At 57.1% G+C, this 24,081-nt stretch carries 21 protein-coding genes and 1 pseudogene; 11 read left to right on the plus strand and 11 right to left on the minus strand.

Annotated features, from left to right (window positions below):
* The 8 genes and pseudogenes from RTU96_RS09210 to RTU96_RS09245 all read right to left on the minus strand — a co-directional run.
* Positions 1-252, minus strand: a pseudogene (locus RTU96_RS09210) (sodium:solute symporter family protein); the annotation flags it as partial.
* 231 nt (positions 253-483) lie between these two features.
* Positions 484-1,650, minus strand: a complete 1,167-nt coding sequence (locus RTU96_RS09215; RefSeq protein WP_312636262.1) for an amidohydrolase — start codon at positions 1,648-1,650, stop codon at positions 484-486.
* Between the two features lie 20 nt (positions 1,651-1,670).
* Complete coding sequence (locus RTU96_RS09220) at positions 1,671-2,885, minus strand: hypothetical protein (protein WP_312636264.1); 1,215 nt, start codon at positions 2,883-2,885, stop codon at positions 1,671-1,673.
* Positions 2,886-3,003: 118 nt separating this feature from the next.
* Positions 3,004-4,194, minus strand: a complete 1,191-nt coding sequence (locus tag RTU96_RS09225) for a M20 family metallopeptidase (protein WP_312636266.1) — start codon at positions 4,192-4,194, stop codon at positions 3,004-3,006.
* A 241-nt stretch (positions 4,195-4,435) separates the two neighbouring features.
* Positions 4,436-4,762 carry a hypothetical protein gene (locus RTU96_RS09230; RefSeq protein ID WP_312636267.1) on the minus strand — a complete coding sequence of 109 codons (327 nt, stop codon included), beginning with the start codon at positions 4,760-4,762 and terminating at the stop codon, positions 4,436-4,438.
* 110 nt (positions 4,763-4,872) lie between these two features.
* On the minus strand, positions 4,873-9,513 hold the full coding sequence (locus RTU96_RS09235; RefSeq protein WP_312636269.1) for an S-layer homology domain-containing protein: 4,641 nt from the start codon (positions 9,511-9,513) through the stop codon (positions 4,873-4,875).
* A 525-nt stretch (positions 9,514-10,038) separates the two neighbouring features.
* The gene (locus RTU96_RS09240; RefSeq protein ID WP_293009589.1) at positions 10,039-10,161 is read right to left on the minus strand and encodes a rubredoxin; all 123 of its coding nucleotides are present in this window, start codon (positions 10,159-10,161) and stop codon (positions 10,039-10,041) included.
* Positions 10,162-10,196: 35 nt separating this feature from the next.
* Positions 10,197-11,549, minus strand: a complete 1,353-nt coding sequence (locus RTU96_RS09245) for an MBL fold metallo-hydrolase (RefSeq protein WP_312636272.1) — start codon at positions 11,547-11,549, stop codon at positions 10,197-10,199.
* A gap of 432 nt (positions 11,550-11,981) precedes the next feature.
* On the opposite strand from RTU96_RS09245, the gene RTU96_RS09250 reads away from it, so the two are divergent.
* The gene (locus RTU96_RS09250; protein WP_312636274.1) at positions 11,982-12,560 is read left to right on the plus strand and encodes a hypothetical protein; all 579 of its coding nucleotides are present in this window, start codon (positions 11,982-11,984) and stop codon (positions 12,558-12,560) included.
* A gap of 177 nt (positions 12,561-12,737) precedes the next feature.
* Here the strand turns inward: RTU96_RS09250 and RTU96_RS09255 are convergent, their stop codons facing one another.
* The gene (locus RTU96_RS09255; protein WP_312636275.1) at positions 12,738-13,982 is read right to left on the minus strand and encodes a peptidoglycan-binding protein; all 1,245 of its coding nucleotides are present in this window, start codon (positions 13,980-13,982) and stop codon (positions 12,738-12,740) included.
* Positions 13,983-14,346: 364 nt separating this feature from the next.
* Between RTU96_RS09255 and RTU96_RS09260 the strand changes: the two genes are divergently transcribed.
* The 8 genes from RTU96_RS09260 to sigK all read left to right on the plus strand — a co-directional run bounded on the left by RTU96_RS09260 (position 14,347) and on the right by sigK (position 22,190).
* Positions 14,347-15,240, plus strand: a complete 894-nt coding sequence (locus RTU96_RS09260) for a rhodanese-like domain-containing protein (RefSeq protein WP_312636277.1) — start codon at positions 14,347-14,349, stop codon at positions 15,238-15,240.
* Positions 15,237-15,413, plus strand: a complete 177-nt coding sequence (locus RTU96_RS09265; protein WP_312636278.1) for a CD1871A family CXXC motif-containing protein — start codon at positions 15,237-15,239, stop codon at positions 15,411-15,413. The genes RTU96_RS09260 and RTU96_RS09265 overlap by 4 nt, the downstream gene beginning before the upstream one ends.
* Positions 15,413-16,312: a 4Fe-4S binding protein gene (locus tag RTU96_RS09270; protein ID WP_312636279.1), complete on the plus strand. Its 900-nt coding sequence runs from the start codon at positions 15,413-15,415 to the stop codon at positions 16,310-16,312. The genes RTU96_RS09265 and RTU96_RS09270 overlap by 1 nt, the downstream gene beginning before the upstream one ends.
* 190 nt (positions 16,313-16,502) lie before the next feature.
* Positions 16,503-18,011: an ABC transporter ATP-binding protein gene (locus RTU96_RS09275; RefSeq protein WP_312636280.1), complete on the plus strand. Its 1,509-nt coding sequence runs from the start codon at positions 16,503-16,505 to the stop codon at positions 18,009-18,011.
* A 15-nt stretch (positions 18,012-18,026) separates the two neighbouring features.
* Complete coding sequence (locus tag RTU96_RS09280; protein ID WP_312636281.1) at positions 18,027-19,088, plus strand: ABC transporter permease; 1,062 nt, start codon at positions 18,027-18,029, stop codon at positions 19,086-19,088.
* A gap of 1 nt (position 19,089) precedes the next feature.
* Positions 19,090-20,010 (plus strand): ABC transporter permease, encoded by a 921-nt coding sequence (locus tag RTU96_RS09285; protein ID WP_312636282.1) that lies wholly within the window; start codon positions 19,090-19,092, stop codon positions 20,008-20,010.
* A gap of 72 nt (positions 20,011-20,082) precedes the next feature.
* Positions 20,083-21,120 carry a BMP family protein gene (locus tag RTU96_RS09290; RefSeq protein WP_312636283.1) on the plus strand — a complete coding sequence of 346 codons (1,038 nt, stop codon included), beginning with the start codon at positions 20,083-20,085 and terminating at the stop codon, positions 21,118-21,120.
* A 377-nt stretch (positions 21,121-21,497) separates the two neighbouring features.
* Positions 21,498-22,190 (plus strand): RNA polymerase sporulation sigma factor SigK, encoded by a 693-nt coding sequence (sigK, locus tag RTU96_RS09295; protein ID WP_293009598.1) that lies wholly within the window; start codon positions 21,498-21,500, stop codon positions 22,188-22,190.
* A gap of 95 nt (positions 22,191-22,285) precedes the next feature.
* On the opposite strand, the gene RTU96_RS09300 is transcribed toward sigK, so the two are convergent.
* Both RTU96_RS09300 and RTU96_RS09305 read right to left on the minus strand, forming a co-directional pair.
* A complete protein-coding gene (locus tag RTU96_RS09300; protein ID WP_312636356.1) occupies positions 22,286-22,717 on the minus strand; it encodes a DMT family transporter in 432 nt (143 codons plus the stop codon).
* A 6-nt stretch (positions 22,718-22,723) separates the two neighbouring features.
* A complete protein-coding gene (locus RTU96_RS09305; RefSeq protein ID WP_312636286.1) occupies positions 22,724-23,164 on the minus strand; it encodes a DMT family transporter in 441 nt (146 codons plus the stop codon).
* Between the two features lie 112 nt (positions 23,165-23,276).
* Here RTU96_RS09305 and RTU96_RS09310 point away from each other — a divergent pair, with 112 nt between their 5' ends.
* A complete protein-coding gene (locus tag RTU96_RS09310; protein ID WP_312636288.1) occupies positions 23,277-23,756 on the plus strand; it encodes a LysR family transcriptional regulator in 480 nt (159 codons plus the stop codon).
* The gene (locus tag RTU96_RS09315) at positions 23,710-24,021 is read left to right on the plus strand and encodes a LysR family transcriptional regulator substrate-binding protein (protein ID WP_312636357.1); all 312 of its coding nucleotides are present in this window, start codon (positions 23,710-23,712) and stop codon (positions 24,019-24,021) included. Before RTU96_RS09310 ends, RTU96_RS09315 begins: the two co-directional genes overlap by 47 nt.
* Positions 24,022-24,081 lie beyond the last annotated feature (60 nt).

The following is a 24,081-nucleotide window of genomic DNA, read 5'->3' on the forward strand; positions in this document are numbered from 1 at the left end:
AAACCACGGCACCACCGAGAACATCAGCGCGGACAGCCCGCTTTCATACACTGAACCGGTCAGACTGAGAATGCTGGCCGCCGAAACCCACGTTCCCACAAAGGTGCAGACGCACCGCCACAAGGGCAGCCGCCGGTCGCACATAAAAAACTTTCCAACGCTGTCGCTGTCCCGTAGACTGCTTTTGCCGATTACCAGCAAAATCGCGGAATACGCCGCAAAATAGATGAGATAGAGTAGAGTCTTGTTCATGGCCCGTTTTCCCCCTTGCGTCCCGGCAGCTTGTCTTTTTTTACACAGTATCCTATCATACCCTGCGATGTTTGAAAACCCCCGGCTCCGTTACAGATATTCCATTCAAACCGCGGGCGCCGCTGATTCAGGATAGAGCAGCAGGGGAAAAGCCCCATTTAAAAAACACCGGAAACACAAAGGCCCTGATGCCAAAGCATCAGGGCCTTTGTGTTTCATAAAACCGCAGGGTCAGCCCGCGTTAAAATCGGCAGCGACCTGCGCGTAGAGCAGCACGCTGTTGATCAGCGCACTTTCATCCACCCGGTATTTTCCGGAGTGCTGGGGCCACACAGCGCCGCAGGACTCATTGCCAACACCCATCAGCGCGATGGCGCCGGGGACCTTCTCCATGAAATAGGCGAAGTCCTCACCCCCGGTGATGCGGTCAATGGCAATCACTGCGTCGGCAGAAATTGCTTTGCGGGCCGCACCGATGGCCACCTCTGTCATTTGGTCGTCGTTGATGGTGGGAGGAACAATGCGGTCGTAATTCAGCTTCGCCTCAGCGCGGAAGGTCTGCGCGGTCTGGGTCACGACCCGCTCCATCATCTCAGGGAAGCGCTGATACAGGTCCCGGGAGAAATAGCGGGTGGTGCCCTCCAGTCTTCCATACTCCGCAACCACATTCCAGCGGGTTCCCGCTTCTATGCGTCCCACGGTCAAAACAGCGGGGTCGCCGGGATCCACTTCCCGGCTGACGATGCTCTGCAAATTGGTCACAATCGAGCTGGCCACCACGGCGGCGTCCACGCACTGATGGGGCGCGGAGGCGTGGCCGCCCTTGCCCTTGATATCAATGCTGAACTGATCGGCAGCGGCCATCCGGGGTCCCGGAGCCAGCGCCACCTGTCCGGCGGGCACGTTGGACCACACATGAATGCCGAAGCAGCCATCCACACCGTCCAGCGCACCGTTCTCAATCATGGATTTTGCGCCCTGCGCCGTTTCCTCCGCCGGCTGAAACGCCAGACGAACAGTGCCGCACAGGTCCGCTTTCACATCGTTGAGCACGCGGGCCGCTGTCAGCAGCGTTGAGATGTGGCAATCATGACCACAGGCGTGCATCACGCCGGAAGTCTCGCTGGCATAGGGCAGCTCGGTTTCCTCCTGCACGGTCAGCGCATCCATGTCGCCCCGAAGCAGGATGGTCTTTCCGGGCTTCCCACCTTGAATGGTGGCCAGAATCCCAGTCTCCAGGCCGCAGGGACGCCAGGCAATCCCGAATTTGTCCAGTTCCGCCTTAATCCGCTTGCTGGTTTCATACTCTTTTCCGCTGACTTCGGGATGCGCGTGGAAACAGCGCCGCATCTCAATGAGGTAATCGCCGTATTTTGCGGCAGCTTCTTTGAGGTTCAACTTTCAGCACTCCTTTTTTATTAAAACATAGTTGCAAATGCACCTGCAATAAAGACTGATGTAATGGTAACTGTGACAAAGCCGCCCACAATCATAGACGGGAACATCTTGCTCATCAGATACTCCTTCTCCTCCGGAGTCTGCGCAAGCGCCGTGCAGGTGGACTCGGTGATGATCGCGTCGCAGGGGAAGCCGTACAGCGCCGTCAAGCCGTTGGCAAAGGCCATGGGGAAGGACATCCGCAAAATCTTAGCCACAATAAAGGACATAATCGCCATACCGATCACGCCCACCACGATCAGAGCGACCATGGGGAAAATGATGTCCAGCAACATGTCGGGTGTGCAGTCCTTCAGTCCGTCAAACACGTACATCATCAACGCAAACATGATAATCCCGTAAGAGTTGGCTTTATTCAGCGAGTTGGCGTCCAGAAAGCCGATGGTGGTGAAAAGGATACCCAAGACCAGCGCCCAGATCGCGCCGCTGATTTTGCCGATGTGGGGAAAGACGATGCTGCCAAGCTGCGTGGCCAGCCAGCCCACGATGGCCAGCTTGATCAGAACCACAACGGCGGAATCAAATTTCTGAGGGATGGGGGGAATCAGCTTCTTTTTTGCGGCAGACGCAGAGGTGGCGGCCTCCGCTGCCTTTACGGCGGCTTTGTCGGAATCAGTCATGAACGTCTCGCCGCCGCGGTACTCTTTCAGCAGGCGCTTGCCCTCCGCCTGAAGGCAGACGGCGGTGATGGGATACCCCGCAAAGCCCTGAATGCAGTACATGGTGATGGCAAACACGGCGGCTTTCTCAAGTCCAGCAGCCATAGCAGCGTCACGCATCAGCGTGGCGGCCACAATGCCGCCGGTCAGCGGAGGCAGACCGGCAATGACCAGCTCGCGATCCATGATCAACGGAGCCACCAGCAGAGAAAGCCCACACATACCGGCAAGGCCCACCAGGCATACCACAATGGTCTTCCACTGTTCTTTCAGCTGCTTGAGGCTGATTACCGTTCCCATGTGGGTAATCAGCAGGTAAATGCCGATGGTGCTGCCGAAGGGGATCAGCATACTGTCGCTGACCAGAGTGGTGGGGAGCACAGTCCAGTACCCAACCAGCATCACCACTGCCGTGACAAATACCGAGGGAATCCATGCCTTGGTCAGGGTGGAAACCACTTCACCGATGATGAACGCGGCTGCGCAGATAGCAAATGCAAGTGCAAAATTGTACATATTTTCTCCTTACTCCTGTCGTGCTTATTTCTATTCAAAACCCGGCGGCTCGCCGCTGGGAAGTCCTTTGGCGATACATGTCAGAGGCGGCCCCTCTTTCCGATGGGGAATGCCGCCCTCAGCGGTTGAGGTATTCAACGGCGATGCCCGCCATGGCCCGGATGCCATATGGCATGGCCTCCTCCCGCAGGACCAGCTTGGGGCTGTGAAGGGGATACAGTTCCTCCCCGCCCTGCCCGCCAAAAAGCATAAAATAGGCGGACGGCGTACCCGTCATCTGATAGAAATAGGCAAAATCCTCACTGAAACCCATAGGCCGCTCCAGCTCCACGATGGCGTCGTCTCCCAACTCGTCCGCCACCGCCCGTCTGGCGCAGTCCACCAGATCCGCATCGTTGTATGCTGCGGGATAACCGTAATAATGGTAGATATCCACCTTGCAGCCGGAAATGGACTCCATCCCCTTGCCGATGGCAAACATCTGGCGGCGAATCGTTTCCCGCACCTCTTCGGAAAAAGCCCGGGACACCCCGCCAAACTTCACCTCGCCGGGGATCACATTGGGCGCGTCGCCGCTGTGAATGCTGCCGATGGAGAGAATCCCCGTCTCCAGCGGATCAATTCTGCGGGCAACAATCTGCTGCATATCCACAATCATCTGACAAGCAGCCAGAATGGGATCGTCCGTTTTCTGCGGCTCGGAACCATGTCCGCCCCGACCGGTCACCGTCACATCGTACAGGTCCACAGACGTGGTGACAGCCCCCGCCCGCATTCCGATTTTGCCCACGCGCTCCTGATCCGGCAGCATGTGAATGGCATAGATGGCATCCACATGGGGGTTCTCCAAAACGCCCTTTTCCACCAGCTCTTTGGCCCCTCCGGGGAGGGTATCCTCACTGTGTTGGAAAATCAGCTTCACCGTTCCCCGAAACCGATCTCTCATCTCGCACAGCACCTTTGCCACACCCAGCAGCATGGACGCGTGCATATCGTGTCCGCAGGCGTGCATCATTCCCGGCGTCTCGCTGGCAAAAGGCAGCCCGGAGTCCTCGCTCACCGGCAGCGCGTCAATATCGGCGCGCAAGGCAACGCACTTGCCAGGTCCGGCAGTCCCTTGAATCAGGGCAACCACAGCCGTTGGAACAGGCTGTTCAATCCTGTCCACTCCATACTCCGCCAGCTTTTCCCGAATCAGCGCGGAGGTTCGCACCTCCGACCGGCCAATCTCCGGGTGTCGGTGGATGTCTCTTCGGATGGCGACGATTTCGTCAATGCAGGCTTCCGTCCCGGTTTGAATTGCGCTCATGTCCATCATACTCCTTGCTCTTTTGATAAAATTCTATAAATTTAAGGGGCTTTTGCAAAACAACCACAAAAGTCCCTCTCAAGTATGGGGTCGCCCGAATGCGTTGTCCGCTCATTCTCTCAAGCGAGGGTTTTGTCAGGCAAAGCAGTGATTTAGCTATTTAAATAGTATTATCCTGCAAAGCTTTTCAACAGTCAACAATGGTTTTTGAAAAAATATACAAAGTTTTTGAAGCCATTTTTTATTTTGCAGTCTTTTTAACCAGATGCCACCTGCGTGCCAAAAGTTGTATCTGCTTACATTTCTTAAAAACCCCTTGATTAGTCAGGAAATTTTTGAAACCGTCATATACTCCAGCACTTTTTAAAACTGAAATCCAGACTCTTAAATCGCAGGTCGCCCGAAAAAATAACCACTTCTTTTCATATTTTATGCACATTCCACAAGGCAATTGAGACAGGCGGCGCATCTGCGCAGGGTCTTTCCCCGTCGCTTGAAATCGCGGGCCTTTAAAACTCTCTCGATGCGTTTCTGGAGCAAAGAAAACATTTCTGCTCCACGGCAGCAAATAATTACTCCCCCGGATTGCCGGTTTCGGGCATTTGGCAGCGCTAAAAAGACCGGGGAGAATCGGCGCAGTGCGCCGATTCTCCCCGGTTCTAATTTCAGCGGTTTGCGTTATACGCCAAACTGCCGGTACAGGAAGGTCACAATCTGACCTCTGGTGCAATTGGTATTTGGGCTGAACGTGGCGGCAGTGGTTCCGTTGGTAACCGCTTTTTCCACTGCCCACAGAATTGCGTTGGCATAGTACGCGCCGGAGGGCACATCGCCAAACGAATTGGCGGTTGTCACAGCCGGGGAACCCGCGGCGCGATACTGGAAGGTGACAATCTGCGCCCGAGTAACAGCGCCATTGGGATTAAATGCCGTGGCGCTGGTGCCGCCGGTGATTCCCTTTTCCAGCGCCCACAGAACCGCCTTGAAGTAATAGGCTCCGCTGTCCACATCCGCAAAGGGATTTACCGTAGAGGCAGGCTCCGGAGAGCCCGCCGCTCTCCACAGGAAGGTCACAGCCTGCGCGCGGGTGCACGCGGCGTTGGGACTGAAGGTAGTAGCGTTTGTCCCGGAAGTCACGCCCTTCGCAACTGCCCAGCGCACGGCGTCCGCATAATATGCGCTGCTTGCCACATCGGTGAATGCAATCTCCGCAGGCACTTCACTGCCGGGAATCACGGCAAACACGGAAAGATTCCGCACGCCGCTGACCGTGAGGCTGTTTCCGCTGACTGTGGGCTTCAGATACTGCTTTGTGCCGTCGGCCAGAATGTGCAGCACATAGGGGTTTGAAATCTTGCTCAGATTGGCAACCGTCAGCGTGATTGTCAAAGACCCGTCGAAACTGTGGACGGCTTGACCGCCGACAGAAAGAGATACGTCAAATGCAGGTGTTCCATCAGAAAGCCCCGCGGCAGAGGCCGAAGCAGCCGTGATGCCGACACTGACGACGGCGCTGGAGGAAGCTCCGCTGATCACGCCCGCCAGAGCTTCGGCAGACACGGCAATCACGCCGTTTTTCGTGGTAATGTTCAGGCTGTTGCTGTTGGCCTGCGCGGCGGTCAGCCCCGACACGGGCAGCGTAACCTGAGACGTGCCGGACGCGCTGACGGAAATGGCAGCGCCCTTGGCCGCGCTTTTCACGGCGGCGGTCATCTGCGCGGCAGTCACACTGCCGCCGCTGGCGCTGATATTCGTGTTTCCGGAAGCGGAAGAGCCGCCGTCACCGGAGCCGCTGCCAGAGTTGTTGTTGGGGACGCTTCCGCGCTTCACATAGGCGGCCGTGCCGTCCTCCGCGTAAAAGGACAGCGTCTTACCCGCCCCATCGGTGACAATGGTGTAGGGGCTTGTTGATGTGGTGCCGCCTTCGGTTGCAGCAATGTACACGCCGGAGAATGTGTTGGCGCTGCCGTCGTTATCGTAGGCATAGAAGGTATAATCCGCAGTCTTCGTATAACTGCCGGTGCCCATATCCAAATAAGTCGCTCCGGTGCCGTCAGCCTTTAGCTCGCAATACATCCTGACGTTTGAAAGTCCCGTTGCGGCTTGCAGCAGCGCCAGTGTGGTCGCGTTCGCATCCCAGATGCCCACCAGATCAGACCGCTGTGCGGCAGTCTGGGCCGTCACTCCTTCAGACAGGTTTTCGGTGCAGAACAACGCGATCACCTGACGCAGGGCATTGTCAATCTGGCCCTTTGTCCCTGTGGTTTCCTCCATCGCACTGGTGGGAATGCCCGCAGCCAGCCAGTTGGCATACTTGCCGCTTGCAAATTGCTGAATCGCTGTCAAATCGCTGCCATAGCGGAATTCAATGTGGTAGGTTTCATCCGGCGTATCGGACGCCATCAGGAAGTAGGTGTACTCGCCGGAGTTCGCATCCAGACTTTGCAAGATGGTGAAGCTGGACATAACCACCTGCCCCTCCATATACAGGGCTCCGGTACCCACGTAGCGATAGGGATGAGAGAATAGCTGAACGCCCTGCGCGTCATAGCCAGAAATCTGCAAGCCGTTGAAGGTGAGGGTCGCTACATCGCCCATAAAGCCGCAGAAGAAGGCATCTCCGCCCTGCTGGCCCTCTGCCGCACCGATGGAAGCCTTCATCATGGCAACCATTTCGTCTGCCTTGTCCGCGCCCACAACGGCAGCGGAGAAGTCATGCCAGTAGTTATCGCATTTCGGCAGGAAGGTCGCACCCTCAAAAAGCTGCTGATAGGTATTGCTGATGCCTTGGATAAAGCCTGCGGTGTCGTCCTCGCCGTACTGATCCCCGCTCTCGTACATGCCGTTGGTGGTACCCACGGCGTTTACGGCGGCCACGTTGTTGATTGTCAGACCGCTGAACGTATTGCTCTCATCAATGCTGCTGCCCACTGCCCGTCCAGCAATTGCGCCGGGAGTGGTCGCACCGTACACAGAATCCGCGCCAGTTCCGGCAGTGATGGAACCGGAGACGGTATTGCCGCTGGCGGTGTATCGGTCTTCCATCCCATAGAAGTACAGGCCGGTTCCAATCAGGCCACCCACATGGGTGGCTCCGGGAGCATTAATGGTAATGTCAACTGTGTTGCCCGTGACAGAGGTAGGCGCGGCAGGAACAGTTCCAATGCCCTCCCCGTCGTTTCCGGTACCCGCATAGCCGCACAGTCCGCCAATGGCGTGCCCGCCTTGCTGCGTGGTGATGGTAACGTTGGCAACCGTGTTATCGGTGATGGCCGTCATGCATTGCAGGCAGCCGGCCAAACCGCCAAGGCCCACAGGCTCGTTGCCGGCAGCGCTCACCGTGCAGTCGGTGGCGGAGCTGCTTGTGATGGAGCCGCCGAAGCCGCCGCCCACCACAGGACCGCCGCATTCCGCCACGTCAACCTGAATGATGCGGCCCGGAGTCTTAGAGAAATCGTTGCTGCCCAGCACCACAATATCGGTCTTGGAGACGTTACAGCCGGACAGCGTGGCACTTTCGCTGCCGCCGGTGATGCCGCCCACGCAGTTTCGTCCGGTGACGGTATTTCTATGTCCGTCATCCGCTGTCAGATTGACATCGATCAGTTCCGCGTCGGTCATGGCGTAGCCGATGACGCCGCCGGCAGTCATGGCCGTGTTTTCGTTGGCGGTGACGGTGACATCTTTCACTTTCAGGTCCTTCACCGTACCGGTGACGCAGGAGAAGATGCCGCCGGGAGCCATCATCGTCTCGTCGGCGCTGGCATCCACCGTGACGTTGGAAATGGTCTTGCCGCCGCCGTCAAGGGTCCCGGAAAACGCCTTGGTCAGATCCATCGCTCCGGTAGTCATATTTACGTCCTCACCATAGAGCAGCACACCGATGGGCTGCCACCTATGGTAGAACGTCGCCCCAAGGTCAATATTGTCTATCAGCTTATAGTTTTTGTCTAGACCGTAGTTCACCGCATACAGCCCGGCGGCATTTGAAATCTGATAGGGCGTATTGGTGGAGCCGTCTCCTTCCGCAAAAATACGCACACTTCCGGGTGCGCCATTGATGCTGTCAAGCTCGGTGGCATAGCCCACCAGCTTATAGGAACCTGCGTCCGCGGTGCTATTGGTCACATTGATTCGGGCGGGAACCGGGTAATACGAGGCATAATCGGGGAAATAGAATCCGCCGCCCAGAAGTCCGCCCACACGGCTACGGCTGGTTGCTCCGATGGCGTAAATTGCCGAGCCTGCGACGGCGCAGTCTGCAATCTGCGTAGGGGCCGCAAGGCCGCTTGTCCCGGAATAGCCCATAAGGCCGCCGATCAGGTCGGACGCGCCGTTAGCAATACTGACAGTCACATTGGTCGCGGAGCAGTTTTTCACGTATTCCGCTTCAATGGCGCAGCCCGCCAGACCGCCGATGCCGAAGGCAAATGCTCCGGCATCGGTGACCTCCACGCTGCCGCCGGTGGCTGTGCAGTTTTCAAGCGTGCAGCCTTCCATGCCGCCCGCCACAAGGCCCGCGTCATGGACATTCTCACCGGAACCTGTTGCGCCGGAAATTCCGTCCATGGTCAGGGTGGTCCCGGAAACGTCGCAGTTCAGGATGGTGGAATCCATGCCCGCGCCAACAATGCCCGCCACCATATTGGCAGCGTTGCCCGTGGCGGATGTCCCCACATAAGTTTTTCCGTGAATTGTAGTGGTTCCGGTCAAGTCCACGTTGTCCACGGTGGTGTTATAGGCATAGCCGATGGCCGCGGCGGTCATTGTAAAGCCTTCAACCTGCGCGTTTACAAGGGTCAAGTTCTTTACCGTGGCATTGGCCGTGACACCGAAGAGGCCCACGCACATGGCGTTTTCTCCCCCGACATTCAGTCCGGTAATTGTCTTCCCGTTGCCGTCAAAGGTTCCGTGGAATGCATAGGCTCCATCGGGCTCCTCGGCATTCTCCGCCGACGCCTGAAACGTACCGATGGGCGTCCATGCACCAGTCAGGGTAATATTCTCTGCCAATACATAGGATGCTCCCAGATTCTCCGCCACCATGGAAAGCTGTCCGGCAGTTTGAATCTGATAGGGGTCGTCCACCGTACCGGTGCCGCCGGCAAAGTCTGATGTACCCTGCGATGCAGTGGTCAAATAGCTTTCGAGCTGTGCGTCGCTGCTGCGCTGCATTTCGCCGCTGATTTGCGCCGAAACGACCTGTTTTGCCGAATCAGCATCATTCAGTTCCGCCGCCAGTGCCGCCGACGGCAGCAAGGACAGAGCCATCACTGCCGACAAAACCGCAGACATTATTTTTTTCCGTTTGATTTTCATTTCTTCCTCCTCTTAAAATAGTGTACTGCCAGAGATATGTTTCTCCTTTCCCTGTTATTAAGTTAGTTATTACTAACCATCGGACAACATGTGCCGCTTGCTGTACGCCACAGCCTGGAAATCGGGCGAAATCACTTTGCAAATTCTTTTCGGTTAGTTTTAACTAACCGACGCTCATAAAAAAAACCATTTCGCCTTTTTGCGCTTCATTATTTTAATCTCAGCACCCGTATTCTACTGCAACCATAGCTCGCGTGTCAACTATGATTCTCAAAAATATGGAAATAATAATTTCGATAAAAAATAAGCAAAGGCAGTATTCGTCGTCCCGGGTTTGAAAAAGCGCGCGGCTTTGCATCCCGCGGGATTGCCAGTATCGTCCCGTTGGACCTCTGGGCACTGTTGAGCAGACGCCTCTATCCCCCGCAGATCTGACGGCCTGATTATGTCCCTGCCCTCTTTGCTGTACAAACCGGGCGGGACCGTCTCTTTTAAAAGAAGACGGCCCCGCCCGGTTTTTATCAATCAGTCCTCGGGATGGAAATGGCTCTTGTCCGCGCCGCACAGAGGGCAGACATAATCGTCAGGCATGGGGCCTTCCTCGGCCTCGTCATAGACATAGCCGCACATATCGCACACATACTTCATAAAAAATCTCCTTTCCGATATATTTATTCCTGTTTTCAGGGCAGAGGCTCAAAGACTTCGGCGGTGCGATGACAGATCGGACATTCAAAGCCGTCCGGCAGGGCGTCGCCCTGATAGATGAAACCGCACACCTTACATACAAAGCCCTTGGGCTTGTCCTCTTCTTTATCGCCGGGGGCAACCGGCGCATCTCCCCGCAGATCGGCAGCCAGTGTGTCGGCCAAAGCCTCCAACTCCGCGTCCTGCCCAATGGCCAGAGCGGATTTCAGCGTGACGGGAGCAGTCACAATCTCCATATTTTTCATCCCGCCCAGAATCTGGGTCATCAGCTTTCCGCTGGCGGGAGCCCAGGAGCCGTTTTCAATCAGGGCCACCTTCCGGTTTTGCAGGTTGTGGTGGGCCACGTCATGAAGCAGATTTTCCATAGAGACGAAAATACCGTTGTTATAGGTGGTAGAGGCAAACACGATGTGGCTGTATTTAAACAGCTCGGACAATACATAGGAATAGTGGGTCACGGACACGTCGTACATATCCACGGCGATGCCCCGCTCCGCCAGACGGCAGGCAAGGATGTTGGCCGCGGCCTCCGTCCCCCCGTAAACCGATGCAAAGGCGATGAGCACGCCCTGCACCTCCGGCTCGTAGGCGGCCCACTTGGCATATTTGCTCAGCGGATAGTCCAGATTTTTCCGCCACACCGGACCGTGGAGCGGGCAGATCATCCCCAGCTCCAGCCCCGAAACCTTCTTCAGCAGTGAAAGCACCTGCGGGCCGTATTTCCCCACAATGTTGGTATAGTACCGCCGGAACTCGTCCAGCCAGTCCCGGTCAAAGTCCACCTCGTCGGCAAAAAGAATTCCGTTCAGCGCGCCGAAACTGCCGAAAGCATCGGCGGTGAACAGGATGCGGTCGGTGGAGTCATAGCTGGCGATCACCTCCGGCCAGTGGACCATGGGGGCGTTGTAAAAGGTGAAGCTGTGCCGCCCGGTGGGAAGGGAATCCCCCTCGTTTACAAGAATCACCCGCTTGGGGTCCGTGCAGTGGAATTGGTGAATCATGTTGACGGACTTCCCGTTGCACACAATCGTGGCCTCAGGATGCCGAAGCATCAGATCGCCCAGCGTGGCGGCGTGATCCGGCTCCATATGGTGGACAAACACATAATCCAGTGTTCGCTCCCCCAGCGCATACTCCAGATTTTCAAAAAACTGGGTCTGCACCGCCCGGTCCACCGTGTCAAACAGGACGGTTTTTTCATCCAGCAGCAGATAGGAGTTGTAGGACATGCCCCGGGGCGTGGGATGGGCCGCCTCAAAGCGAGGAGCCTGACGGTCGCTGACGCCAAGCCAGAGCAAATCCTCCGTTATCTTCCGAATACAGTGCATAGTCAACACCTTACCTTTCTAAAACGCAGCGTTTCCATACCGCCATACGGCGTGATCAACGGGTTCACCGTTCTTTTCAAGCACCCTCAGGCGGGCAGAAACGCGGCCAAAAACAATTACAGTGCCTGCTTTGCCAACATTATAACATACTTTTCCTTTAAAAACCAACCGCAATTGCGACAATTTCAAAGCCGTCGCTCCATATTCCGAAGCCCATGGGCCGCAGCGCTCAGCCACCCGCGAAAACGGGAGGAATAAAATCTGAATTCAACATATACCGGGCCCGGTGACTTTGTCAAGCGGCAAATGACCCGTTTTTTCCAGCGGCGAGAAAAATTTTTTTAAAAAATCGAAACTTATTGGAAGGCGCTTACGTCAAGCTATTACAAGCCCAGCCAAAAACGGCAGGGATTACTTTTGGAGGTATTTTGTATGACAGGAAAAATGAAACCGCTTACTCTTTTTAAAAAGCGGATGCTGGCACTATTGGCAGCGGTGTCTCTCGTGGCGCTGAGCGCCTGCGCGGCGCAGCCGCCCGCCGGTTCCTCCGGCAGCGCGGGGCAAGCTTCCTCTTCCGGGTCCGCTCAGTCGGGAACCTCTTCCGCCGGGTCTTCTCAGGCGGAAGACACCGGAGCCTTGGAGCTTTCCGACCTGACGGGGCTTCTGGGCATGACGCAGGAAGAGCTGCTCTCCGCCTTGGGAGATGAAACGCCCGAATCTGTAGACGAGGGCGGTCTGGACTTTGAAAAGGCAGGCATTCGCGTCTGGTTTGACACCGACACCTACACGAAGGTAGCGCAGGTTCTTGTGATGACCGACAGCATTGATCTGAACGGGCTGCATCTGGGTGACAGCCTGTCCGACTTTACAGAGGTTTTCGGCCAGCCTCTCAGCGACAAGGACGGAGATGCTCATTTTGCGTATGGAGACATTTTCCTCTCCGTGGTTTACGATACGACCTCCGAGTCCAAAGAGGTCATCAGCGTCTACGTGCTTCAGGAGGATTTTTAAAAAACCGTCCGCGTCCTTCGCGCCTTTGTGATGGCGTTCGATCGGCATTTATGCAACCGGGTCCCTGCGCCATAGGCGCAGGGACCCGGTTTGTTTTATTTTGGCGGTATTTCGCGGCGGGCCGGCCCGCCCGCAAACTTGCATCGACTTCTGGGCGGTTCGGCCCTTTTGCGGAAGCTACGCCAGATTGGCCACGGCGGTATAAATGCCGGAGATGCGATACCATGTGGGGAAATTGACTCGCCCCGTCACCGGCAGGTCAAACGTCTCCTGAAATACTCGGACGGCATTTGCCGTGCTCTCTCCGTACACGCCGTCCTCCGCCACCTTGGGGATCAGGGGATAGTTGTTGGAAATGGCGTTGAGCTGGTGCTGGATCGTCTGCACCGGCGCGCCGGTAGAGCCCTCCTCCAGCACATAGCCGGGAAAGGAAATGGGAATGCCCGCCACCTTTTCCGCCTGCTCTAAAAAGATATCATAGCCGTAAAAGCTTTTCAGAATTTGCAGGGCGGGATAGCCCTGATCTCCCAAATCTTTAGACCCCCACTGGCTCAGCCAGCCCGGGCAGTTCCGCCGCGCCCCGTCGCAATACTGGGTGAACAGGGGCTGAACAATGTCCGGCTTTGTAATATAGGTAGTAAATATTTCGTCCACCACCTCGGAAATCTCCCGGAAGATGGTGCGCCCATAGGTGAACGCCTGATCGTAAGCTGTGGAATTGGTGACTGTAAAGTCAAATCCCTTGTTTCGATACCACTCCGTATAAACCCGATTGAGGGTGAAGGAGATGATGGCCAGAACATTTGCCATAATTGTCTCCCGGGGCCATGTGGAGTAGATTTCGCTGCTGGCCACATTTTTGATGTAATCCGTAAAAGGCACGGTGACGTTGGCGGCGTCGGTATTTTCCGGACGACCCTGATGCACCACAATCAGTTCCGGCACCACCGGCTCGGGCAGAACCACCAGATTTTGAGCAAAGGGCAGCTCTTTTACCGCATCCTCTGGAATTTTGGGCGGAAAATCCCCCCAAAGCGTGGGATAGGGAATCAGAAGTCCCGAAAACGTCGGCCGCAGGGCCACGTTCTGCACTGCCGTGACCTCGGGAAACATCTGCACGTTTTCGATGACCGTCTGCCCATAGCCCGGAAGCGAGACGAGCACGTTGTACTGATTGAAAGGCCGAGGCCGTCCGGCCTCCATAGAAAATTCCAGCGGTGGCGTTGGAAAGGTCAGTTCCGGCGCTTTCCCCTGTGCATTGGTGCGGACCTCTTCCAAAACATTTCCGGAGTCCGGGTCGACAACCCGGACGGACACGTCTTCTGCCGGCACGCGCTGGTTCTCCAAAAACGCGTTGATCTGTAATTGTCCCAGTCCACCTTGAATATTTTGCACCGGCGCGGTGTTGTTTTCACCATTCATACTTTAAGCGCTCCTCCCTGCGGCATGTGATTTGATTGCTGACGGCGCGCCTCCTTGCGTCCGCCTGCCGCCCCAGCTTCTCCGGCGGCACGCGGACGCAAAGACGCTTTCCTGACGACAATACCATCCTATGCCGCCGCTGCGGGCCTTATCACTCTGGCCGCGCAAGGGCTGGTTTTTCCCTTCAAAAAAGGCATATAAGTCAAATACAGGATAGCCATAAGTCCAATAAATAGTAATCATTCCGAAAATATTCTTGCAATTTTGCCCCTAATATGATACATATGAAGGGTACTACATCTCTCACAACCCCGCATCGGACTGCATAAAGCATTGCCGCTGTCGCCGTAAAGGAGGAACGACTGTGAAAAAAATAACAGCGATACTGAGCCTATCTCTTCTATTTCTTTTGAGCGCCTGCTCACCAAGCGAGCCGTCGGCTTCAGGAAGCGGTTCCGAGGACGTTTTTCCGGAGCCGGTTAAAATTACCGCCGAGGAGGCCCATGAGCGCATGACCACCGGGACGCCCGTGGTTGTGGACGTGCGCACTGCCGGAGAATACGCGGAGGGCCACATTCCCGGGGCCATCCTGCTTCCCAACGAGGAGATCGGCGCAGAGCCACCGGCCCAGCTCCCCGTGCTGGACGCGGAGATTTTGATTTACTGCCGCAGCGGAAACCGCAGCGCGCAGGCCGCGACGAAGCTTTCAGACATGGGCTATACGAATCTCAGTGATTTCGGCGGCATCATCGACTGGCCCTATGAGACGGAGAACGGAGATTATCAGATTGTCGAAACGGCAGGAACCCTGTCCTCCTTCGCCGCGTGGGATTTAAACGGCGTTCCGGTGGACCAGCGCATTTTTGCGGATTATAAGCTAACCTTAATTAACATCTGGGCCACCTTCTGTGGCCCCTGCCTGCGGGAAATGCCCGATTTGGGCCAGTTGTCCGCCGACTATGCGGACCGTGGCGTTCGGGTGGTGGGTATTGTGGTGGACGTTCCCCAGACCAGCGGAGCCTTTTCCCCGGATATGGTGCAGACTGCCCGGGATCTGGTGGAGCAGACTGGGGCAAACTATCTCCATCTGCTTCCCTCGGCGGATTTGATTGCCGCCAAGCTGTCTGGCGTCAGCTCCGTGCCGGAGACGATTTTTGTCAACGACAAGGGCGAGCTTGTCGGCCAGTCTTATGTGGGCGCCCGCAGCGGCGAGGAGTGGTCTAAAATTATTGACTCCCTGTTGGAGACGGCAGAATGACGGCAAAGGACGCCCCGCGGCCTCACCGTCGGTTGGCAGGAAAGCGCCTCGTCACTGCGGCAATTTTTGTCGTTTCCGTGGGCCTGATTGCCGCGGGCGTTTCTGTTGGCGAGCCGGCGGAGGTTTTGCAAAAGGCCGTGAACATCTGCCTTGAGTGCATCGGGATTGGCTGATGAAACAGGGGATTCGACATTTGATTCAGGCGCTGGCGGCCCTTGCCCACAACCCGTATCTGGGCAATTTTGTCGTCGGGCGCATTCATCAGGGGCCTTCCAAGCGCCTGTGCGTGCCGGGGCTGAATTGCTATTCCTGCCCCGGCGCCGCCGGAGCCTGCCCCATTGGCTCCTTACAGGCGGTGATTGGCGGGCGGACGCGGAGCGTGTCCTATTACGTGACGGGAACGGTTTTGCTGTTCGGGGTGCTGTTTGGTCGGCTAATCTGCGGCTTTCTGTGCCCCTTTGGTTTTGTGCAGGACCTGCTGCACAAAATCCCCTCTCCCAAGCCCAGCCCCCCCCGGCGGCTGGACCACGGGCTGCGCTGGGGCAAATACGTGTCTCTTGTTGCCGTACTGCTGCTTCCCGCGCTGCTTAAGGACTCCTTTGGCATTGGCGACCCGTTTTTCTGCAAATACGTCTGCCCCGCCGGAACGCTGGAGGGCGGCCTTCCCCTGCTGGCGACCAACGAGGCGCTGCGGGCCGCCGCCGGGTTTCTATTCTCATGGAAGCTGGTGCTTTTGGTGCTGGTCATCGCGGGTTCAGTTCTGATATACCGCCCGTTTTGCAAATATGTTTGCCCTCTGGGGGCCATTTACGGGCTGCTGAATCGTTTCAGCGTCTATCAGATGGGCGTGAATGAGAGCGCCTGTATTCATTGCGGGCGGTGTGAAAAGGCCTGCAAAATGGGCGTGGACGTAACCGGGAACATCAACTCGGCGGAGTGCATTCGATGCGGCGCGTGCAAGGCGGCCTGCCCCACGGGCGCCATCTGGTCCGGCTTTTTCAGGCGCGAAGAAGCCGCCGTGGAAAACAGTTCAGCCCCACCGCCGCCCAAGCCGCCCACCGGCCGTGATTAAGCGGAGTGACCGGCAAGCCGTTAAGACCGCGACAAGCCCAATAATTCCCTTCGATAGGACGGAATTTCGCCTTGACACTTTACTATTTTTAAGGTAGTATAAAAATAATTCAGGTGTGTCAACGGGGACGAAAAGCCAGTAGAATTTATCTGCGCTTTCGTCCCCCTTTTTATGATTGGGGGAGATGCCAATGGAAGAGCTTCTGCGCATGGAACACATCACCAAGCAGTTCGGCAGCGTCTATGCCAACCGGGACATCAATTTGGATGTTCGACGCGGCGAAGTCCACACGCTTCTGGGCGAAAACGGCGCTGGGAAGAGTACGCTGATGAACGTGCTGTTTGGCCTCTATCAGCCCACCGCCGGAAAAATCTATTTGAATGGGGAGTCGGTGAAAATTGCCTCTCCCGCCGAGGCGGTAAAAAAGGGCATCGGCATGGTCCACCAACACTTCATGCTGGTGGAGGCAATGACGGTTCTTGAGAACATCATTTTGGGCGACCGGCGGACAACGGGCCTGTTCATCGACAAGGATGCCCGGCGCAAGGAAATTCTGGAGCTGGCGGAGCGCTATGGGCTGGACGTGGAACTGGACAAGCCCGTCACCGAAATCGCCGTGGGCGCGCAGCAGCGGGTGGAAATCCTCAAGGCGTTGTACCGGGGCGCAGAGCTTCTGGTGCTGGACGAGCCCACCGCAGCCCTCACCGACATTGAAACCGAGGGCCTGTTTGCCATCATCGAAAAGCTGAAAAGCGAGAACAAGAGCGTTATTTTTATCAGCCACAAAATGCGCGAGGTGATGAAGATTTCCGACCGGGTCACGGTGTTGCGGGCGGGACAGACGGTATGCACGCTGGACTGCCGAGGAACGGATAGCTGCCAGCTCGCAAACCTGATGATCGGCCGGGACCTTGCTCCCTCCCGCTATGAAAAAATTGAAAAACCGGGCGAGCCCGTAATGGAGCTGACCCATGTGAGCTTTCATAAATCCTCCAAGCATAACGGACTGAACGACGTGTCCCTGACCGTGGGCCGGGGCGAAATCGTGGGCATCGCAGGCGTGGACGGCAACGGCCAGAGCCAGCTTGCCCAGATTGTCACCGGCGTGCTCACGCCGGAGGAGGGCGTTGTGGACCTGAAGGGCTCCACCGTGGCCCGCTTTACCCCGAACGGCTTTATTCTGGAAAATGTGTCCCACATTCCCGAGGACCGCAATAAAATGGGCCTGATCGGCAACATGTCCGTGCAGGACAATCTGGTGCTGAAAAGCACGGAGGAGGACCGCTTTTCCGATGGACACGGATTACACCTGAAAAAGAAGGCCATTCATGACTACGCGCTGGGCATGCAGGAGAAATACGACATCCGGTGCGAGTCCGTGGATCAGGAGTGTCGCAATCTCTCCGGCGGAAACCAGCAGAAGGTCATTCTAGCCAGGGAGCTGGAAGGCGATCCCGATCTGCTGGTGGCCGTGCACCCCACCCGGGGCCTTGACATCGGCGCCACCCGCTATGTGCATGACTCCATGATCGACGCACGAGCCCACGGCTGCGGCGTGCTGCTGATCTCTGCGGACTTTGACGAGGTGCTGGAGGTTTCCGACCGCATCATCGTCATGTTTGAGGGACAGATTATGGGCGTTTACTCCGGCAAGAATCCTCCTATCGAGGAAATTGGCCTGGCCATGGCCGGTAAATAAGGGGGCGGGATTGTTATGAAAATCAGAAAGAATCTGGTGAGCATTCTGGTGCCGCTGGCCTCCGTGCTGCTGGCTTTCCTCATTGGCGCCATTATTATCGCCTCTCTGGGGAGCAATCCCATCAGCGCCGTAGGATACCTTTTTCAAGGCGCCTTCGGCAAAGCCAACAACATTGCCTCCACGCTGGTAAAGGCAACGCCCCTGATCTTCACAGGCCTTTGCGCCTGCTTTGCCTATCGCTGCGGCGTGTTTAACCTTGGCGGCGAGGGGCAGTTTATCATGGGCTCCATCGCCACCTGCTGGGTGGCCACCACCTGGGGTATCGAGGGGCCCGGGGCCACGCTGCTCTGCCTGCTCTTCGGCGCGGTGGCAGGCGGCCTGTGGGGCGCAATTCCCGGCATTTTGAAAATCACCCGGGGCCTGAACGAGATGATTGTCTCCATCATGCTCAACTATGTGGCAACTTTGTTCATGGGGCTTTTGTACACCAGCGTTCTGCGGGAGGGCAACGTCCCCCAGACCGCCGCCGTTCCGGACGCCACGCAGCTTCAGCGCATTTTTCCCGACCTGCGGGTCACCTGGGGCGTTGTCATCGCGCTTGCGGTGGCCGCAGTGGTGCAGTACTTCCTGTTCAGCACCTCCAAAGGCTTTCAACTCCGGGCGGTGGGCCTGAACATGACCGCGGCCGAATTTAACGGCTTCAGCGTCAAGAAGTACATTTTGTACAGCTTTATCGTCTCCGGCGCTCTGGCGGGCCTTGGCGGCAGCGTGGAACTGCTGGGAACCCAATATCGCCTGATCAGCGGCTATGCCGTGGGATACGGATTTGACGGCGTGGCCATGGCGCTGATTGCCCAGCTCAACCCGGTAGCTACGGTGGTGGTGGCCTATTTCTTCGCGGTGCTTCGCACCGGCGCCAACACCATGCAGGCCGGAACCGGCGTTCCCACCTCCGTTATCGGCATTATTCAGGCTCTGGTGATTGTCTTTGCCGTGGCCGGCACCGCGCTGGTCAAGCTGCCGCACATCCGCCAGTGGCTTTCAAACCGCCTGGAAAAGAAGGGAGAGGTGAAGTAATATGGATATCGGTGAACTGATTCTCTCCACCGTCCGCATGGCAACCCCCATTCTGATGGTGGCCCTCGCGGAGCTTTACTCCGAGCGGGCGGGCCTCGTCAACATCGGTCTGGACGGCATCATGTCCTTTGGCGCGCTGACGGGCTTTATGGTTTCCTTCCTCTCGGGCAGCCCCTTCCTTGGGATTGTGGCGGGAGCCTGCGGCGGCGTGCTGATCAACATGATTTACGCTTATTGCACCATCTCTCTGTGTGCCCCGCAGATTGTCTACGGCATGGCCATCAACATCTTCGCCCCTGCGGTGGCGTCTTTTATCTACCGGGTTTACTTCGGCGTCAGCTCCACGCTGGCGCAGGCAACCCTGATGCCCACCGTGGCAATCCCCGGCTTGAAGGACATCCCCTTTTTTGGCAAGCTCCTCTTTGACCAGACTCCCATGGTCTACTTTGCCTATCTGATGGTCATTTTCACCGCCATCTTCTTCAACCGCACGAAGGCCGGCCTGAACTACAAGTCCGTGGGCGAGTATCCCAAGGCGGCGGAAACGCTGGGCATCAACGTCATCCGCCAGAAATACGTGGCCTGCATTATCTGCGGTGCGCTGGCGGGCATTGGCGGCGCGTATCTCACCACCTGCTATGTCAACACCTATTCCGACGGCGTGGTGGCCGGGCGCGGCTTCATCGCCCTGTCTGCGGTCATTTTCGGCCGGTGGAGCGCGGGCGGCGTGCTGATGGCCTGCCTGCTCTTCGGTTTCTGCGACGCGCTCCAGCTCCGTCTGCAAATTTTCAACACCTCCACACCCTATCAGCTGTTCCAGATGATCCCCTATCTCTTCACGCTGGCGGCGCTGGCGGTGCTGGGCATTAAGAAATCCGGGCCCGCATCCAACGGAAAGCCGTATATGCGCGAGGAGCGCTGAGTTCCATTCATCAGGCTCCCGCCTTTTGATAAAGTAACCAACCAAAAATCTGAATTACGGAGGAAAATGAAAATGAAGAAGTTCTTTGCACTGGCTCTTGCGCTTGCCATGACCGTATCTCTTGCGGCCTGTGGCGGCGGTTCCACCCCCCCTGCGTCCGCAAGCGGCTCCGCGGGCAGCGCCGCCGCTTCCGGTGGCAGCGACAAGGTCTATAAGGTGGCCATGGTCTGCGACTCCAGCATCTCCGACGGCGGATGGGGCGCCGCCTGCTACAACGCCATGGAAGCTGCCGCCGCCGATCTCGGCTGGGAAACCAACTATGCCGACAGCGTGGCTCAGTCCGACTATGCCAACTCCATGACGGGCTTTTGCGACATGGGCTATGACATGATTTTCCTGCCCGGCAACCAGTATTCCGACGCCACCGTCCAGGTCGCCAAGGACTATCCCGACATTGCGTTTGCCGTGCTCAACGGCGCCACCACTCTGCCCACCGACAATATCACCAGCATCCTGCCCGACGCCGACCAGATCGGCTACATGGCCGGTGCGCTGGCGGGCCTGATGAGCAAGACCAACGTTTTGGGCTTTATCGGCGGCATGGAAATCGACACCACCAAGGCGAAGCTGGCCGGGTTTGAGAAGGCCGCCAAGGCCATTAATCCCGACATCACCGTGCTCTCCGCCTATGCCGGCTCCTTCAACGACGTGGCCAAGGGCATGGAGCTTGCCAACGGTATGATCTCTCAGAAGGCCGACGTCTTCTTTGGCGACGCTTCCGCGGTGGACTCCGGCGCCCGTCAGGCCATCGACGCAGCCAACGGCAGCGGCGAGATTGCCATCTTCGACATTGGCCAGCCCGCCGATCTGGTGGCGCAGAGCCAGAATCCCTGCCTGATCGGCTCCGTTGTCACCGACAACGCCGGTATGCTGAAACTGGCCATGCAGGACGTGGAGGCCGGCAGCTTCGGCAACAAGACCATCTATGGCTCTTTTGACAACAACTGCCTGGCTATCGGCACCTTCAACGATGCGTTGGTCTCCACCGACATCCAAGACTCTTACAGAAACTACATTACCCAGATGACCGAAGGCAGCTTCCCCGGCTAACCCTTAAAAAGCAAATCACCCCCTGCGGGGCCGGACATTTGTCCGGCCCCGCTTTTTCCAGTTCCATCGAAAGCGCGGGCAGCTAAGCAGTCTCCGCTTCCCCGCCAGTCTCGACGCTGCCCACTGCGAGTCCGTTCTATCGCCGCCCGCTTTACTGGGAGACAGACCTTCGCTCTCCAGCCAAACCGCAGGAGAAAAGTGCACCTCTGGACGGGCCTTTTGCTTTCGCCCGGCGGCAATTCGCGTTCATAGGGACCTGCCGCCGCCGCATAGGATAGCGAAGAGGGCGCCGGTGGGTGCGCCTTTGAATCGGCGGACCGCTCGCTTCATAAAAGCGGCAGACGCGGCGCAATCTGCGCCGTCAAGAAGGAGGGCTTATGCTGACTGCGGCACTGCTGCTGTTCGCCAATACGCTGCTTTTTACCCTGCGGCTTAACGGGGGGGGCTCTTTTCCAAAACCTCTGACATCGGATGAGGAGCGGGAATATCTTCGGCAGATGGCCGAGGGGGACATGAAGGCGCGGGACGCGCTGATCGAGAGGAACCTGCGGCTGGTGGCCCATGTGGTGAAGAAATACTACTGTGCCCAGAGCAATCAGGAAGACCTGCTTTCCATCGGCACCATCGGCCTGATCAAGGGCGTTTCCACCTTTGACGCGTCCAAGGGCGCGCGGCTTGCCACCTATGCGGCGCGGTGCATAGAAAACGAGATTCTGATGTATTTCCGCAGCCAGAAAAAGCTTCAAGGTGATGTGTCTCTTGCGGACTCCATCGACACGGACAAAGAGGGCAACGCCTTGCAGCTCATGGATGTGGTAGGCGTAAACGACACGATGTTGGACGACATTCAGGACCGGGATGACGCGCTGCGCTTGCGTCGCCTTGTGGCGGAAACGCTGACCCGACGGGAGGCGGAGATCATCCGCCTGCGGTACGGTCTGGGCGGAACCGTCCCTCTGACCCAGCGGGAGGTGGCTTCCTCCTTCGGCATCTCCCGGAGTTACGTATCACGCTTGGAGACAAAGGCGCTGGCTAAACTGCGGGAGGCGTTTCAGGGGCGAGAATCGTAGAAGCGCCGCTACCTATTAGACAAAACACGCCTGTGATTGCCCCACAAAAAACACGCGGAAGCGCTGTCGGCGCTTCCGCGTGTTCTCTTCACCCTTTAGGCGGCTGGCATTTCCTCAAGCTCTTGCTTTGACACGCCCAGACGGGACAGCGCCACCGATGCCAGAACCAGCCCGCATTCCAAAAGCCCCCGCCACCCCAGCCGCTCGTGGAGGAACACTGCGCCCAGCACAGCAGCGGATGCAGGATTCAGCGCGCAAAACAGGCCCGCCCGCTCCACGCCGGTATACCGCTGAGCCACCGGTTGAAGCGTAAACCCGAATCCGGTGCAAACCACCGCCAGCACCAGAATCACGCCCCATTCCACACCCCCGGCAGGCAGCCGGGGCATCTCAGTTATAAGCGAAGCCGTCAGCGCAAACAGACTTACAAAGCCCACCTCCAGAATCCCCAGCGTCAGCGGATCATCCTGACGGGAGAGGCGATCCATCAGGATGATCGAGCCGGCGTAAAGCATTGCGGCAGCAATGCAGAACTACTCTCCGGCACCGATGGAGTGCGACTCCCGTAAAGTCAGAAACGCCACGCCCGCCAGAGCCGTTGCCGCACCAAGCACAGTCCACCGTCCCGGCAGACGGCGGCGCAAAGCCGCCTCGAACAAAGGTACAAACACCACGGCGGTATTCTCCAAAAACGAAACTGTGGCCGTGGGCGTGGTCTTCAGGCCGGTCAACTCCGCTGTCATCACCATAAAAAACGAGAATCCAAGCGCCATCCCTCCAAGAATTGTTTTTTTCTTTAAATGGAACAGCCGCTTATGAAACAAAAGGAAAAGCAGAAGAAAGCCCACTGAAAAACGGACGCCCATTAGATTAAATGTATCCAGTGTTTTTAGTCCTATCTTGGTAAACAGATACGACGTGCTGCGCGCCAGAATTACGCCTGCCAACAGCACCTCCGCCTTGCTCTTCGTCATTCTGAGACCGCCTCTCCACTTTTCTTGACAGAATCATAGCGCGGGAGTATGCTTGCGTAAAGCGAAGATATATCACATTTTATTTGACAAAACCGCAAGTAAGGAGACTCCCATGGATACGGAAAAGTGCGGCGCCATCTTGTGCACCATCAGAGAAGGCAGTCTGTCCGCCGCAGCGGAACATCTGAGATACGCGCCCTCCGGCATGAGCCGCATGGTGGATTCACTGGAAAAGGAAGCCGGATTTTCCCTGTTGAAGCGCAGCCGAAACGGCGTGGCCCCCACTGCGGACTACCTCCGCCTATTTCCTCTTTTGCAGGAATTGGACCGAACTGCACAGCGGTACGCCCAGATGACTGCCGAGATTCGTAGCCTTGAAATCGATTCTTCACAGTGGGCACCGCCTATCCCGTCTGTTACCACTGGCTTGCGGACCTGGTGGCAGCTTTTGGGCGGCGCCATCCCGGCATTGAAATCCAGATTCTTGAGGGACCAGCACCCGTCTCGCCGCAGCTCTGGCAGATCACCGGGCAGACTTTTGCATCATCAGCCGCCGGGAAGGAAATTTTCAGTGGCTTCCCCTTCTCAATGACCCGATGGTTGCCTGGGTTCCGCCGGACAGCATCTGGGCCGGAATGGACGTGTTTCCCGTGGAGGAATTTGCCTCCGCATCCTACATCGCCACTTATCCGGGAGAAGACATAGACGCCACGCGAATGTTTGCCCGACTGGGGCTGACACCCCACCAGTGCTTTTCCTCCACTGACAGCTACGCCACCTGCTCCATGGTGGGCGCGGGGCTGGGCATCAACACCAACAATGCATTGGTTCGCGGGGCATGGAGACGAGAAAGGTAGCCGGACAACCTATTTGAAAAACAGAGACAGCATATTTGATAAAAAATAATGTAACCCCAA

Source organism: Oscillibacter sp., from assembly GCF_032018205.1.
Classification (GTDB): domain Bacteria; phylum Bacillota; class Clostridia; order Oscillospirales; family Oscillospiraceae; genus Oscillibacter.